Source organism: Shewanella sp. SM73 (genome assembly GCF_025653795.1).
Classification (GTDB): Bacteria; Pseudomonadota; Gammaproteobacteria; order Enterobacterales; family Shewanellaceae; genus Shewanella; species Shewanella oncorhynchi.
Genome location: NZ_JAKKRY010000009.1, coordinates 45,803 through 60,281 on the forward strand (window position 1 = coordinate 45,803; position 14,479 = coordinate 60,281).

Below are 14,479 nucleotides of genomic sequence, written 5' to 3' on the forward strand. Positions count from 1 at the left end.
TCGACTTAGAAGTCAGGATCCCAATCCACTAAAATCTGTTTACCTTGCAGATCCACCGTTTTGATGAACTGCTCAGGGACAAAGGGGATCATACGTTCCACTTTGCCGAAACTATCTTTAGCGTTGGCTTTAACAAGTAATACGTCGTTCGATCCTGTTTCCACGATCTGATCGACAATCCCCATGTTATAGCCTGTTGTATTGACCACTTCGCAACCGATGAGATCACGCCAGTAGAATTCATCTGCTGGCAAATCGTTCATCTGTTCCGGCAAAATCGCAATCTCACAATTTGTGAGCATTTGCGCTTGCTCCCGTGTTTCTACGCCATCAAGTAAGGCAACAACGGCCTTACCTTGATAACGCCACTGGGTGACCTTTATTTCGCGCCATTCACCATTTTCTTTAATAAGCCAAGGTGAATAGTCAAAGATACCTTCAACAGAATCGGTATAGGCGGTGATTTTCAGCCAACCTTTAATGCCATGACAGGAGCCTAATTTCCCCAGTACGACTGGCTGTTGGTTACTGCTCATCAATCTATACCTTAACGCTATTAAGCTGTTGCTTTACGAGCGTCTTTGATCAGTTTTGCTACACGTTCTGTAGCAGCTGCACCGTTAGAAACCCAGTGCTCAACGCGAGCTAGGTCTAAACGTAAAGTTTCTTCTTGGCCACGGGCCAATGGGTTGAAGAAACCAACACGCTCGATGAAACGACCGTCACGAGCGTTACGGCTATCAGCAACAACGATGTTGTAAAATGGACGCTTTTTTGCGCCGCCACGAGCTAAACGAATGGTAACCATGCGTTTTCAATCCTCTAATGATTTGCTTGAAGCAAAAATAAAAACTGGAACCCCGTGTTCGCGAAGAGTCCCAGATAGAAAGCCGGAAGATTTTACCTGACTTTCCAACGAATGCAACCAAAGATGGCGATTATTACGCCTGCGCCCTCAGTAAGCGGTTCATTGTTGCCAGATTCAACCGACTGATAAAGTGCTAAGTTTAACTAAAAATGCCCGATTAACGTCCCGGAAATTTCATTCCTGGCGGCATCATGCCACGCATTCCGCGCATCATTTTTTGCATGCCGCCTTTAGCAGACATTTTTTTCATCATCTTTTGCATTTGAGTAAACTGTTTCAATAAACGGTTTACATCTTGAATTTGCGTGCCAGAACCAGCTGCGATGCGACGTTTGCGTGAGCCCTTGATTAAATCAGGGTTCTTACGCTCCTTGGAAGTCATCGAATTAATGATGGCTTCCATTTGACCTGTCATCTTGCCGTCTTGGATTTGCGCTAAGGCTTCTGGGGGCAATTGACCGACACCGGGCAGTTTTTCCAGCATATTCATCATGCCGCCCATATTTTTCATTTGCTGTAACTGCTCACGGAAATCTTCTAAATCGAAACTGCCACCTTGCTTCACTTTCGAAGCCAGCTTCATGGCCTTTTCTTTATCGACGCCGCGCTCAACTTCTTCGATAAGCGATAACACATCGCCCATGCCCAAAATGCGTGAGGCAATACGGTCTGGATGGAATGGCTCTAACGCGTCGGTCTTTTCACCCACACCGAGGAATTTAATCGGCTTGCCCGTAATGTGGCGAATCGATAACGCCGCACCACCGCGCGCATCACCATCGACTTTGGTTAAGATAACCCCTGTCAGTGGCAAAGCTTCGTTAAACGCCTTAGCGGTGTTTGCCGCATCTTGACCTGTCATAGCATCAACAACGAACAAGGTTTCGATAGGCTTAACCGCTGCGTGTAAGCCTTTGATCTCGTCCATCATGGCTTCGTCGACATGCAGACGACCCGCGGTATCGAGGATCACCACATCGATAAACTTTAATTTAGCGTGGGCAATCGCCGCTTTCGCAATGTCGATTGGCTTTTGGCTAACGTCCGATGGGAAAAACTCCACCGCCACTTCTTGCGCTAACGTCTCAAGCTGTTTAATCGCCGCAGGGCGATAAACGTCAGCACTGACGACTAATACCGATTTTTTATGGCGTTCGCGTAAAAATTTACCCAGTTTGGCCACACTGGTGGTTTTACCCGCACCTTGCAGACCTGCCATCATAATCACAGCTGGCGGCTGAGTGGCTAAATCTAGGGCTTCATTCGCCTCGCCCATGGATTTTTCAAGTTCACTTTGAACTATCTTAATAAAGGCTTGACCTGGGCTTAAGCTTTTAGAGACTTCTTGGCCAACGGCACGTTCTTTTACGTTATTAACAAATTCGCGCACCACAGGCAGGGCAACATCGGCCTCCAGCAGTGCCATACGCACTTCGCGCAGGGTTTCCTTAACGTTTTCTTCAGTTAAGCGACCACGGCCACTGATATTTTTCAGTGTGCGTGACAGTCTGTCGGTTAGGTTCTCAAACATCGTCCTGTTCTATACCTTTAAGAATCTCGATTGATGGGCTGTATTATAACGATGCATGCGCATTATGCTACTGCTGCACCCATCTTGATTGTGGTTAAGTGTTTTACTTGCGCTGAGTCATGTTTTATTGTCGTCGACACACTATTTAACCCTAACAATAAGAATCTGCTAAATTTTGCAACTCATGTCACTGCCCATTTGCCGACAGCTCATGTTATTCTAGGGAAAATATTGATCTGTATGCCCCGTTTTTAAGGCACCTTTAACTACACAAATAGGTTAATTACCCATGGTCATCTTTTCTGCCTCAGCCATGTTTTTTTATTGCATTGCATTGGTACTAGTGACGAGTCGATTGTTTCACCCAGACGGTCCGAATCGCCGTGCTGTCGCAGGCTTTGCCGCTATTGCGGTTATTTTACATGCCGCAGCATTATCACAAGTGATTTTCACCACAGATGGCCAAAACTTTAGCCTGACGAATGTGATTTCCTTAGTGAACTGGATTATCGCTTTTACTTTTACGATATTGATGTTCAGGCTGAAGGTCATCGTCGTCGTGCCCGTGGTTTATGCCTGCTCAGTGCTTTCGGTTGCCCTACTCTGGTTATTGCCACCTAAATTCATCACGCATTTTGAGCTTTATCCTGAAGTATTAGCCCACGTCGTGTTGTCACTCATGGCCTACAGCGCCCTGATGATTGCCGCCCTGTATGCGATACAACTGGCGATGATCCAAAATAAACTGAAGAAAAAACAATTTATGCTGAGCCCTGGCATTCCGCCGCTGATGACAGTTGAAAAACAGCTTTATCATCTGGTGATTATCGGCGTTATCTTGCTCAGTTTGTCGCTCGCGACTGGTTTTATCTTCCTTGAAGATATGTTCGCCGATGGTAAAGGTCATAAGGCAATTCTGTCGATAATGGCTTGGTTTGTATACATTACTATGCTGTGGCAACAGTATTGGGTCGGTTGTAAAATTCGTACCGCAGTCATTTATACTCTGACTGGCGCATCCTTACTTTCGCTCGCATATTTTGGCGCGCGCATTGTCAAAGAGTTAATCCTCAACTAAACATTTATGTCGGCTGGGGCAGTTATTGCTGCGGCCGACTTGACACTTTTTTTAAATGTCGGTATTTACTTAAGTTTACTGGCCACATTGGAGCCTTTTTTGGACGCTATATCGACAAGCGCACTCCTGATCGTTTTACTAGTGCTTATCCTATTCTCTGCCTATTTTTCAGGCTCAGAAACCGCAATGATGACTCTCAACCGTTACCGTTTACGCCACTTAGCCAACAATGGCCATAAAGGGGCGATTAGAGCCTTGAAGTTACTTGAGCGTCCTGACCGTTTGATTGGATTGATCTTAATTGGCAATAACTTAGTCAATATTTCCGCATCTGCTATTGCGACTATCATTGGTATGCGTCTTTGGGGCGACTTAGGGGTCGCTGTTGCAACTGGCGTGCTTACGTTAGTCGTGCTCGTTTTTGCTGAAGTCACGCCAAAAACCATCGCCGCGCTAAATCCTGAGCGTATTGCTTTTCCCTCTAGCATTCTGCTACTTATACTTTCCTCGACCTTTGCCTATGTTGTCTCAAGCGTTAATTTGATAACCACAGGCATCTTACGTTTGATGGGGATAAAAACCGTTAATAGTAGCGATGCGCTAAACCAAGAAGAGTTGCGCACTGTGGTACATGAGGCAGGGGCACTCATCCCCCGACGCCACCAAGAAATGCTGTTATCTATCTTGGATTTAGAGAAAGTCACCGTTGAAGATATTATGGTGCCACGCTCAGATATCTACGGAATTAACGTTAATGACGAATTTAAGGTTATCAATCGTCAGGTGATCCAAAGTCCACATACCCGAGTGTTAGTGTATCGCGACACCATAGACGATGCAGTGGGCTTTATTCATCTACGCGATGCCCTGCGCCTCCAATCTAAAGAGCAATTTAGCAAGTCATCTTTGCTACGTGCAGTGAAAGAACTCTACTTTGTGCCAGAAGGTACGCCACTCAATGTGCAACTAGCTAACTTCCAACAAAATAAAGAGCGCATCGGCTTAGTCGTTGATGAATATGGTGATATTCAAGGTCTAGTAACACTCGAAGATATTCTCGAAGAGATTGTCGGCGACTTTACCACTTCTATGTTGACCACCCCGAGTGAAGACATTAAGGTCCAGCAAGATGGCAGCTACTTAGTTGATGCGGGCATTACGATCCGCGATTTGAATAAAGAAATGAAGTGGAACTTTCCCACCGATGGCCCTAAAACCCTCAATGGTCTGATTCTGGAGTATCTGGAGGAAATTCCTTCTGCGAATACCAGTTTACGTTTAGCAGGTTATCCATTAGAGATAATTGATGTGTCAGAAAATATGATTAATACAGTGAGAATTATCCCGCTGTATTATCATCCCCCCAGAGTTTAATCCTCAATTTTGAGCATAAAAATTGGCCGAACCACGCGAGTTAAGATGTGGTCCGGCCGACGATTTCCTCCAAGCGATGATGCTCCCCCAAGCTATAAATCTATCTACTCTAATTCACTATCTAGCCAAGCTATGCAGACTTTTTCGCCTCAAGTATACGGCGCTTCTCAAGCGCCATTGGCGTTATCTGGGCGTTCAGCGCCTTTTCTAAGCCCAACATAAAATACACTTCCGCCATTAAGAAAAATGGCCCAATTAATAGCTGATTTAAGTCATCCACAAAGGCAGGCTTGGCTTTTTCATATTGATGGCCGATTAGCTGGAATACCCAGCCCACCACAAATACCCCTAGGGCAAGCCAAGTGGCACCGGCGATATGCGCCGCCCACTCAGTAGTGAGCAGCACAGGTACCATAAATAATATGAGCCCCATTGAAAGCCTTAAGTGTAAACGGACATAATAGGCCAACACGGATATACCGACTATCACTGCTAAACTTGTCTCTCCCATACTGCCCAGCGGAATACGCACTGTGGCCAGCAACAGGAAAGCAGACCAAATAATCAGTGGGATGCCAATAAAATGGGTCTGAATATTACGCTGATTTAAATGCACACTTTTGTAGGTCGATAACTGCTCTGCGGCGGATTTCATGTCGGGTTCCTCTTCATTTGCCCCTGCTTTTACGTGCGCCAAATTGAGCGACGCGCAAGCCATAAACTAACGTAAAACAATTAAGCTGAACAGTAAAAGTAAATAAATTGTTGCATTCAGTAATTTAGCACTGATTTGGATACCCATCCAGAAATGAAAAAAGGAACCCTAAGGTTCCTTTTTTACCACCAACAGACGCAAACTCGGGTTTATTGAGACTCTATGATTACCGTCGCAATCGCATAGGATTTTTCATCGGCAATAGAGATATGCCCAACCGTCGCTTTAAGCTGCTGTAAGCGCGTCAGCGCACCCTCGGTAAAGTGAATCGTCGGTGCACCATCCTCATTGTTGCCAATGTGAATATGCTGAAACGACACACCGCGGCCAATACCCGTACCGAGGGCTTTGGCTGCGGCTTCTTTTGCCGCAAAACGCTTGGCAAGATAACGACTTGGCTGACTATGGGCAGTATAAATGGCTAACTCAGACTCGGTCAGCACACGTTTCGCCAGCTTGTCACCTGCGCGTGCCACATGGACCTGAATACGCTCAATCTCGACGATATCTGTGCCTAGGCCGACAATCGCCATTATTCGCCTCGACGACCTTCAAGCATTAACACTTTCATGTCTTTCACTGCTGTCGCTAAACCGTCAATGGCGGCACGTGCGACAATCGCATGACCGATATTGAGTTCATATAACTCAGGAATCGCCGCAATCGGTTTCACGTTGTGATAATGCAGACCATGACCTGCGTTAACCACTAAACCTTTGCCATGGGCGTATTTTGCCATTTCGCTAATACGCGCTAACTCAGTGGCTTCTTCTGCTTCCGTTTTAGCATCGGCATAACAGCCCGTATGAATTTCAATAAGCGGTGCGCCAGAGGCAACAGCGGCATCAATTTGAGTTTTATCGGCATCGATAAATAAGGAGACTTGAATACCCTCAGCAGCTAAACGACTAACTGCAGCAGTGATTTTATCTAATTGTCCCGCCACATCTAAGCCACCTTCAGTGGTGACTTCTTGACGTTTTTCTGGCACTAAACAGACATAGGTCGGCTTAATTTCACAGGCGATGTTAAGCATTTCTTCGGTCACAGCGCATTCAAAATTCATGCGGGTTTTCAAGGTTTTTGCCAACAAATATACATCGCGGTCTATGATGTGGCGTCTGTCTTCACGCAAATGAATAGTGATGCCATCGGCGCCAGCATGTTCAGCAACGGCAGCAGCATGCACAGGATCAGGATAACTGGTGCCACGGGCTTGGCGCAGAGTAGCAATATGGTCGATATTCACGCCCAATAAGATACGGCTCATCGGGAACTCCTTAATGTTTAACGCTGATATTGCGGCCTATTGTACTTAGGCTCACGCTAAAAAACAGGAGCTAGGGCGAATTATTCCCATCAATCTTAGTTGGTACGGCAGTGCTGACGAACAATTGTCGACTCAACAAAGGTTTAGTCCCGAGTAATGGCGTTAACAGGGAGCGCATCAACAACTTCGCGCTCAAAAAATGTGCTTCGGTGAGCTGGTTATCGTTAAGCGCCGTCAACATTGCCCCTTGGTAGGCGTTGCGAGCACGGGAGTTAAGCACAAATTGAAAACCTAACTCAGGCACGAGCTGGTAATAATCGTCAGGCACGAGTGGTTCACCTTGAGTATCGCGGCTAAGAGAAGGCATAAAACCTAATTCCCGCAGCAAGGCAAGCTCAATATAACGCAGTTGGGATTGGCAAAACTTCGCGGCAAGGCCGACTAAAGCTTGATGATAAATGAGGAACAACTCTTCGGCATTGTGCTGTACAGACAAAGTGCGAACCAATAACTCATTGATATACATGCCAGCAAACAAGCTTTGACCAGAAAGAGGCACAGCAGGCGCAGCGGCTTCGACTTGAGTTAAGGTTTTTAATTCAGACTTACCGCTAAATTCGAAGATCAGCGGTTGAAAGGGCTGGAGAATACTCTTGATAGAGCGCTTACCGCTGCCGGTTCGGGCAACCACATCAACCCGTCCAATGCCGTCAACTAACAGGTTAACTAAGACACTGGACTCTCGATATGGGCGATGATGTAAAACGTAACCACGTTTCATCGGTAAGCGCGCTCGCTGAAATTAATGCTTAATCGTCGCCGTAACCTAAGCTACGCAAGGCGCGTTCATCATCGGCCCAACCGGATTTCACTTTCACCCACACTTCGAGGAAAACTTTATTATCAAACAAGGTCTCCATGTCTAAGCGAGCTTGAGTTGCGATAGTACGAATACGTTCGCCCTTGCTACCAATCACCATACGTTTTTGACCTTCACGCTCAACAAGGATCAAGGCATTGATTTGATAAACACCATTTTCCATCATCTTGAACTGTTCAATCTCAACTGTCGCATCATAGGGTAATTCATCACCTAAGAAGCGCATCAGTTTTTCACGCACAATTTCCGACGCCATAAAACGTTGCGAACGATCGGTAACATAGTCTTCAGGGAAGAAGAAAGGTCCTTCAGGAATCGACGCCGCCGCTAGCTCTAAAATGCGCTTAACGTTGGTACCTTTACTGGCTGAAATCGGCAAAATTTCATCGAAAGGATATTTTTTGGCGACTTCTTCCAAATACGGGAACAGCGATTCTTTGTCTTTGATATTGTCGACTTTATTGATCGCCAGAATTGTCTGACGCTCTTCACCGCCACGGCGTAATTTACTCAACACCATCTCATCATCGGCGGTCCACGTCATGCCATCGACCACAAAAATCACCATAGCCACATCGGCAAGCGAACTGGCTGCTGCGCGGTTCATCAGGCGGTTAATCGCCCGCTGCTCTTCTATGTGTAAACCAGGTGTATCGATGAACACGATTTGCTTCGGACCATCGGTATGAATACCCATGATACGGTGGCGCGTTGTTTGTGGCTTTTTAGAAGTAATACTCACCTTCTGACCAAGCAAACGGTTGATTAACGTTGATTTACCGACGTTAGGGCGACCAATGATCGCCACCATGCCGCAATAAGTGACATCGTATTGGGCCGACGGCGTTGGCGCGGCCGCATTCATCCTTGCCAGTAATTCATCTAAACTCGGCTCAGTTGCCGCTTTTGCAGCATCGATACCTGACAAGTCTGTTTTTTTGGTCATTTCTTTAGTAACTCCAATACTTGAGCGGCCGCGATTTGCTCGGCTTTACGGCGTGAACTCGCCACACCAATGACGCTTTGGCTCAAGTCTTCAATACGACATTCAACGGTAAATGTCTGATCGTGGGCATCGCCTTCTATGTTGATTACTTGGTAATCAGGCAGCGGCTTTTTAAACCCTTGTAAATGTTCTTGCAGTAATGTCTTAGCGTCTTTCTGACTGATCCCAGGTTGGATTTCGGCCAAACGCTCGGCATACCATTTCAACAGTAATGCACGGCAAACTTCGAGATCGGAATCAAGGTAAACGGCGCCAATAATGGCTTCAACTGCATCGGCAAGAATCGACTCGCGTCTAAATCCGCCACTTTTCAACTCGCCAGGACCGAGATATAAATAATCGCCGAGCTTAAACTCTTGGGCGATGATAGTTAAGGTATCACCGCGAACTAAGGTGGCACGCATCCGGCTTAAATCGCCTTCGGTTGCCTTCGGAAACTGATGATACAAAGCATCAGAAATCACGATAGATAAAATTGAATCACCTAAAAACTCTAAGCGCTCATTATGCTTATTTGCCGCACTTCTGTGGGTCAGCGCTTGAGTCAAAAGCTCAATATTCTTGAACTCATAACCTAAGGTACGACACAAACGTGGCAAATTTTTAATCGGTTCCATGCTATTTAATTCCACCTACACGCTCAAAACGCACACCGCTAGGCACCCAAGTTGGGAGGAAGTCGGCTTTTGAACGGTCAAATTCAAAACTAATCCAAATCGCTACCGCTTTACCAACAAGGTTCTCTTCTGGCACAAAGCCCCAGAAACGACTGTCGGTACTGTTATCGCGGTTATCACCCATGGCAAAGTAATGGCCTTCTGGCACTAAAAATTCACCCGCGGGTAAATTACCTTCGCGCTTAAAATACCCCAGCATGTCAGGTCGACTTGGGTTGATCAAGATATCGTGGGCGACATCACCCAATTCCTCTTTATAACGCAGCAACGGCACACCATCTTGGCTGTAATCACCACGACTGATCTCAGTGCGGGCGATAACTTGCGGTTCTGGGCAAGCTGTTTGCTCAACGCCACAGGCCTTCTGGATCATCAACTGCTTGTTACGGTAAATAATTCTATCACCCGGTAAACCGACAACACGTTTGATGTAGTCAATTTGCGGATTTTCAGGATATTTAAATACCACCACATCACCGCGTTTGGGCTCACCAGTTTCAACCAGTTTAGTGCGCCATACGGGATCTTTAAGCCCATAACTAAATTTTTCCACCAGAATGAAGTCGCCCACTAAGAGGGTTGGCATCATAGAACCCGATGGGATTTGAAATGGCTCATAAATGAATGAACGTAGGATCAACACAAAGGCAATCACAGGGAAGATAGAATGCGCGGTTTCGACTATGGTCGACTCACGAATGATTTGGTACTCAGCTTCTTCAGTTAAATTCGCTTGTGATGCCTTTGCTAACGCTAAACTCTCACGACGCTTTGGGGCGAAAACGAGCACATCGACTAACCAAATAAGTCCTGAGATCAGGGTGATTAGCACTAGAATAATGGAAAAATACGCTGCCATTGCTTATTGAACTCCTGCCTTAAAAATAATTAAAGGTGCCTAACTCAGCGAATATCATACTTTAGTTAACTTACCGTATTCGACCTTGGTAAACCAAAGTGATAAACCAATGCGATAACCTAACTAAAGCGCCGCAAACAGCGGCGCAATAGTCAACTAAATTGTCACTTCTTATACTAACGATTACTCGTTTAGCTTAAGTACCGCTAAGAATGCTTCTTGTGGCACCTCAACGTTACCTACTTGCTTCATCCGTTTCTTACCCTCTTTTTGTTTATTTAAGAGTTTTTTCTTACGAGAAACGTCGCCGCCATAACACTTAGCCGTTACGTCTTTACGCAGGGCTTTCACGGTTGAACGTGCAATAATTTGACTGCCCACCGCCGCTTGAATCGCAATATCAAACATCTGACGTGGAATAAGTTCTTTCATCTTATCCACTAAGGCTAAACCACGGTGACGAATGTTTGATCTATGGATAACCATAGCCAAGGCGTCGACTCGGTCGCCGTTGATGAGAATATCTAAACGCACCATGTCTGCAGGATCGAAACGAATAAAGTTATATTCGAGGGATGCATAGCCACGGCTAGTGGACTTCAAACGGTCGAAGAAATCCATGACCACTTCCGCCATTGGCAGATGGTAAGTTACAGCCACTTGGTTACCGTGGTAAACCATGTTCACTTGGGTGCCACGTTTTTCAATACACAGGGTAATCACGTTACCTAAGTATTCTTTTGGCACTAAAATGTTGGCCTCAACAATCGGCTCACGCATTTCTTCAATGTTGTTAATCGCAGGCAGATCAGACGGGTTATCAACGTAAATCGTTTCACCGCTGGTCATGACAACTTCGTACACTACGGTTGGCGCAGTGGTGATCAACTCTAGGTTGTATTCACGCTCTAAACGCTCTTGTACGATTTCCATGTGGAGCAGGCCTAAATAGCCAATGCGGAAACCAAAACCGAGTGCCGATGAACTTTCAGGTTCAAAGAATAATGACGCATCGTTCAGGCTGAGTTTGTTCAACGCATCACGGAAGTTTTCATATTCGTCGGTCGAAATTGGGAATACGCCAGCGTATACCTGTGGCTTCACTTTCTTAAAACCAGGTAACGGCTTTTCAGCACCATTTTTGGCTAAAGTTAACGTATCGCCCACGGGCGCGCCGTGAATTTCCTTCAGACCCGCAATCACAAAGCCGACTTCACCGGTTTTAAGTTCGGTTTTGTCAGTTTGTTTTGGCGTGAAAATACCCACGCGATCCGCAGTGTGGTTTTGCCCTGTAGACATTACCTTAAACTTGTCACCTTTTTTCAGGCTACCGTGTTTAATTCGCACTAACGACACTACGCCTAAGTAATTATCAAACCAAGAATCGATGATCAAGGCTTGCAATGGTGCGTCAGGATCGCCTTCTGGCGGTGGAATTTTGGCAACAATGACTTCTAAAACCTCATCGACACCGACACCGGTTTTAGCCGAACAACGCACAGCATCCATCGCATCAATACCGACGATATCTTCAATCTCGGCAGCAACACGTTCTGGATCGGCTTGTGGTAAGTCAATCTTGTTTAAAATGGGCACCACATCTAGATTCATATCCAGCGCGGTATAACAGTTTGCCAGTGTCTGAGCTTCAACGCCCTGACCCGCATCAACCACCAGCAAAGCACCTTCACAGGCAGCTAATGAGCGCGAGACCTCGTAGGAGAAGTCAACGTGACCAGGGGTATCAATAAAGTTGAGTTGATAGACAAGGCCATCTTTGGCTTTATAATCCAAAGTGACACTTTGTGCCTTAATCGTAATACCACGCTCACGTTCTAGATCCATAGAATCTAAAACTTGAGAATCCATTTCACGGTCGGTTAAACCGCCACAAACCTGAATAAGACGATCTGATAGCGTCGATTTACCATGGTCGATATGGGCAATAATTGAGAAGTTTCTAATTTGTTTCATTATGCTGCAATGACTAATACTGAAAATGGATACGGTTCAAAGGAGCGAAATTGTACCTGATTGCGGTTTCAATACCAATCACATTCACTCCTACTTAAGACAGGCCGATAAAACAACGTCCAAAACCGCAGTTAGCTGTTATTTGATAAAAAATAACACATTGAAATTATTGAGCTAATTCGTTTAAATTGATGTTCCTACCTAAATAGGCCAAAATCACAGGCTGAGCATCAACTTCTAAACGTTTGGCCTGTTGCTTACCAAAAGACCACGCAATCAAGGCACCAACGGCCGCAAAGCCCATGGCACCTAGGTTAGGATTAAACTCAAGCAACTGGCCTAAAAATTGTCCTAACGCTGCGCCGACAAACAGGCCAAACAGCGGCATTAAATAGATTAATGCTGCTGCTTTGAGGATCACGCTCTCGGGAAGGCCTAATTTGAGTAATTCACCAGCCTCACAGCGGCGGTCACTCTGAATAGAAAATTGCTGGGTTTTCGAGGAAAAAGCCTGAGCGACAGCAGAGGTCCCGCAAGACTCACTGTTACTGCAGCTCTTGCAGGTACTCTTAAGTTCCACTTCAACCGTCAACCAGCCTTGACTATCACTGGAGACGACTCTGGCAATTTCTTCCATCATAATCGGCGTCCTATTCTAGCGTCAGACTTTTAGCAATGCGCGTTAGAGTTTCTGTCGGCACTTTACCCACAGCAACCACTTCGGCATTACCGACTTTTTCTGAGACTAACGACAAGCCATTACGGGTAATTAATTCTTCAGGCAATGGACTCGTGCCCGCTCGCGCCACATAAACAGAAATATTTGCCAGTCCATCGGTCAGTGCTATGTATTCCACCGCTTCGTGACTGCCAATTAATCTATGGTGGTCGCGCACTACCACAGTAAAACCTGCGGGTAACCAAGCAAATTGCCAGTTTTGACCGTCTTGGCGCTCGGCTTGATCGATAACTGCCGGCCACTCTTGCTTATAAGCCTCTTGCAAAATGGCTGGCGGCTCGCTGAATTCAATGAGTTCAATCACCATGATCTGCTCAAGTAATTGCTTATCTTGAGTCAGCATGTCGTATCTCAGCGGCAGATAGGTTTCCATATCAAGCCAAATTTGAAAGCCATAACGGAATTCATCATTAGGCAACAGGCGGATCATCTGCCCCGGACGCCCAGCGATACGGGTACGGCCACCGAGTACAAACTGATAACCCACTTCTAAATCCGCCATATTGGCAGAGAAAGCAGCAGGCCAGACACCTTGAATATGATTAGAAACGATACTATACGCAGGCTCATCGTGCTCAATAAAGGTGACACGATTACCTACACGCACTGCATTTTTGGGTGGACCGTTAAGGTATTCTAGAAAGGCAACTTCTTGATTATTCACCTTACCATGCAGGTAAACCAAAGGCCGAATATGATCGGCCTGAAGTTGAATAATCGATGCTTTAAACTCTTTCTCTCGTAAAGCCTGACTCATTTTCTCGAGCCAAGCTTTGGCAGGCATGTCTTCCTGCGCGGTTGCAGGAAAGACCAAGGCTAATAAAGCCAACAGGATTAGACGCAAGCTAACTCCTCGTTATTGATTGACCGGAACGGGTACGACCTCGGTATTGTCCTCTACAACCGCACCAGTATTCAATCGTTGTTGCAACATATGATCTTGGATATAAGTATTAATTCGGCGACGTTGCTCATTCACCTGATCATTGGTATAGCCTTGATTCTGTTGTACAGGACCGGTTTGTAGGCTCACAGGTGATGCGCTACCAATAAGCGGCCTTGTAATTAACACGGGCGATGGTGACGCGGCATCATCGGCAGTTTGATTGTAATTCTGCACACCCACAATCGCAAACATAGCAACCGTCGCAGCAATGGCATATTGGCCAAATTGCTTAAATAAAGGTACGACGCGGCTTTGCTCCGAATTGGCGGCAATTTGTGGCGTTACAGGTGCAGTGACTTTAGACACATGATGCTTAGGCGCAACTATCGCTGGCTCAAGTTCAATGGCGGCAGCAATGCTAGCAGAGAGATCTAACACAATAGTCTGCGGCAATTCGCCACGCATGGCATCGCCTATCATATGATAGTTATGCCATTTATCATGTGAATGTGTATCAGCAGATAACTCTGCCATGGTCTGTTCATCAGTCTCTCCATCGACTGCGGCAGATACCCATTCTTGACCTAATTTATCCATTTTTCACCTGTCTAAATATAAGGGT

Annotated in this window: 16 protein-coding genes; 2 read left to right on the forward strand and 14 right to left on the reverse strand. The window is 45.9% G+C overall.

Going from position 1 to position 14,479, the window contains the following annotated elements:
• Positions 1–5: 5 nt before the first annotated feature.
• The 3 genes from rimM to ffh all read right to left on the reverse strand — a co-directional run bounded on the left by rimM (position 6) and on the right by ffh (position 2,399).
• Positions 6–536: a ribosome maturation factor RimM gene (gene rimM / locus L5M51_RS13635; protein WP_006080789.1), complete on the reverse strand. Its 531-nt coding sequence runs from the start codon at positions 534–536 to the stop codon at positions 6–8.
• A gap of 20 nt (positions 537–556) precedes the next feature.
• Positions 557–808, reverse strand: a complete 252-nt coding sequence (gene rpsP, locus L5M51_RS13640; RefSeq protein ID WP_006080788.1) for a 30S ribosomal protein S16 — start codon at positions 806–808, stop codon at positions 557–559.
• 217 nt (positions 809–1,025) lie between these two features.
• On the reverse strand, positions 1,026–2,399 hold the full coding sequence (ffh, locus tag L5M51_RS13645; RefSeq protein WP_006080787.1) for a signal recognition particle protein: 1,374 nt from the start codon (positions 2,397–2,399) through the stop codon (positions 1,026–1,028).
• 289 nt (positions 2,400–2,688) lie between these two features.
• Here ffh and L5M51_RS13650 point away from each other — a divergent pair, with 289 nt between their 5' ends.
• The gene (locus L5M51_RS13650) at positions 2,689–3,477 is read left to right on the forward strand and encodes an inner membrane protein YpjD (protein WP_028760813.1); all 789 of its coding nucleotides are present in this window, start codon (positions 2,689–2,691) and stop codon (positions 3,475–3,477) included.
• Between the two features lie 99 nt (positions 3,478–3,576).
• A complete protein-coding gene (locus L5M51_RS13655; protein ID WP_263173308.1) occupies positions 3,577–4,851 on the forward strand; it encodes an HlyC/CorC family transporter in 1,275 nt (424 codons plus the stop codon).
• 130 nt (positions 4,852–4,981) lie between these two features.
• Here L5M51_RS13655 and L5M51_RS13660 read toward each other — a convergent pair whose 3' ends face one another.
• The 11 genes from L5M51_RS13660 to L5M51_RS13710 form a co-directional block, all read right to left on the reverse strand.
• Complete coding sequence (locus L5M51_RS13660) at positions 4,982–5,506, reverse strand: DUF962 domain-containing protein (RefSeq protein ID WP_263173309.1); 525 nt, start codon at positions 5,504–5,506, stop codon at positions 4,982–4,984.
• 209 nt (positions 5,507–5,715) lie between these two features.
• A complete protein-coding gene (gene acpS, locus L5M51_RS13665; protein ID WP_028760816.1) occupies positions 5,716–6,099 on the reverse strand; it encodes a holo-ACP synthase in 384 nt (127 codons plus the stop codon).
• The gene (pdxJ, locus tag L5M51_RS13670; RefSeq protein WP_248084318.1) at positions 6,099–6,836 is read right to left on the reverse strand and encodes a pyridoxine 5'-phosphate synthase; all 738 of its coding nucleotides are present in this window, start codon (positions 6,834–6,836) and stop codon (positions 6,099–6,101) included. Before pdxJ ends, acpS begins: the two co-directional genes overlap by 1 nt.
• Before the next feature lie 70 nt (positions 6,837–6,906).
• A complete protein-coding gene (gene recO / locus L5M51_RS13675) occupies positions 6,907–7,617 on the reverse strand; it encodes a DNA repair protein RecO (RefSeq protein ID WP_212599987.1) in 711 nt (236 codons plus the stop codon).
• 28 nt (positions 7,618–7,645) lie between these two features.
• Positions 7,646–8,662, reverse strand: a complete 1,017-nt coding sequence (gene era / locus L5M51_RS13680) for a GTPase Era (protein WP_028760819.1) — start codon at positions 8,660–8,662, stop codon at positions 7,646–7,648.
• Positions 8,659–9,339 carry a ribonuclease III gene (gene rnc / locus L5M51_RS13685; protein WP_012088603.1) on the reverse strand — a complete coding sequence of 227 codons (681 nt, stop codon included), beginning with the start codon at positions 9,337–9,339 and terminating at the stop codon, positions 8,659–8,661. The genes era and rnc overlap by 4 nt, the downstream gene beginning before the upstream one ends.
• Before the next feature lies 1 nt (position 9,340).
• Positions 9,341–10,258 (reverse strand): signal peptidase I, encoded by a 918-nt coding sequence (gene lepB, locus L5M51_RS13690; RefSeq protein ID WP_168823422.1) that lies wholly within the window; start codon positions 10,256–10,258, stop codon positions 9,341–9,343.
• A gap of 183 nt (positions 10,259–10,441) precedes the next feature.
• Positions 10,442–12,232 (reverse strand): translation elongation factor 4, encoded by a 1,791-nt coding sequence (gene lepA / locus L5M51_RS13695; RefSeq protein ID WP_028760822.1) that lies wholly within the window; start codon positions 12,230–12,232, stop codon positions 10,442–10,444.
• A 166-nt stretch (positions 12,233–12,398) separates the two neighbouring features.
• Positions 12,399–12,872, reverse strand: coding sequence for a SoxR reducing system RseC family protein (locus L5M51_RS13700; RefSeq protein ID WP_263146064.1), 474 nt, complete (start codon positions 12,870–12,872; stop codon positions 12,399–12,401).
• A gap of 10 nt (positions 12,873–12,882) precedes the next feature.
• Entirely contained in the window at positions 12,883–13,815 is a 933-nt protein-coding gene (locus L5M51_RS13705) for a MucB/RseB C-terminal domain-containing protein (protein ID WP_028760824.1), read from the reverse strand.
• A gap of 12 nt (positions 13,816–13,827) precedes the next feature.
• Entirely contained in the window at positions 13,828–14,454 is a 627-nt protein-coding gene (locus tag L5M51_RS13710) for a sigma-E factor negative regulatory protein (RefSeq protein WP_263146062.1), read from the reverse strand.
• Between the last annotated feature and the right edge of the window lie 25 nt (positions 14,455–14,479).

Bases quoted from the DNA above. Each gene is read 5' to 3' on its own strand.
- rpsP (WP_006080788.1), bottom strand. From the start codon at position 808: ATGGTTACCATTCGTTTAGCTCGTGGCGGCGCAAAAAAGCGTCCATTT.
- L5M51_RS13650 (WP_028760813.1), top strand. From the start codon at position 2,689: ATGGTCATCTTTTCTGCCTCAGCCATGTTTTTTTATTGCATTGCATTG.
- acpS (WP_028760816.1), bottom strand. From the start codon at position 6,099: ATGGCGATTGTCGGCCTAGGCACAGATATCGTCGAGATTGAGCGTATT.
- L5M51_RS13700 (WP_263146064.1), bottom strand. From the start codon at position 12,872: ATGATGGAAGAAATTGCCAGAGTCGTCTCCAGTGATAGTCAAGGCTGG.
- rimM (WP_006080789.1), bottom strand. From the start codon at position 536: ATGAGCAGTAACCAACAGCCAGTCGTACTGGGGAAATTAGGCTCCTGT.
- recO (WP_212599987.1), bottom strand. From the start codon at position 7,617: ATGAAACGTGGTTACGTTTTACATCATCGCCCATATCGAGAGTCCAGT.
- ffh (WP_006080787.1), bottom strand. From the start codon at position 2,399: ATGTTTGAGAACCTAACCGACAGACTGTCACGCACACTGAAAAATATC.
- L5M51_RS13660 (WP_263173309.1), bottom strand. From the start codon at position 5,506: ATGAAATCCGCCGCAGAGCAGTTATCGACCTACAAAAGTGTGCATTTA.
- pdxJ (WP_248084318.1), bottom strand. From the start codon at position 6,836: ATGAGCCGTATCTTATTGGGCGTGAATATCGACCATATTGCTACTCTG.
- lepA (WP_028760822.1), bottom strand. From the start codon at position 12,232: ATGAAACAAATTAGAAACTTCTCAATTATTGCCCATATCGACCATGGT.
- L5M51_RS13710 (WP_263146062.1), bottom strand. From the start codon at position 14,454: ATGGATAAATTAGGTCAAGAATGGGTATCTGCCGCAGTCGATGGAGAG.
- rnc (WP_012088603.1), bottom strand. From the start codon at position 9,339: ATGGAACCGATTAAAAATTTGCCACGTTTGTGTCGTACCTTAGGTTAT.
- era (WP_028760819.1), bottom strand. From the start codon at position 8,662: ATGACCAAAAAAACAGACTTGTCAGGTATCGATGCTGCAAAAGCGGCA.
- lepB (WP_168823422.1), bottom strand. From the start codon at position 10,258: ATGGCAGCGTATTTTTCCATTATTCTAGTGCTAATCACCCTGATCTCA.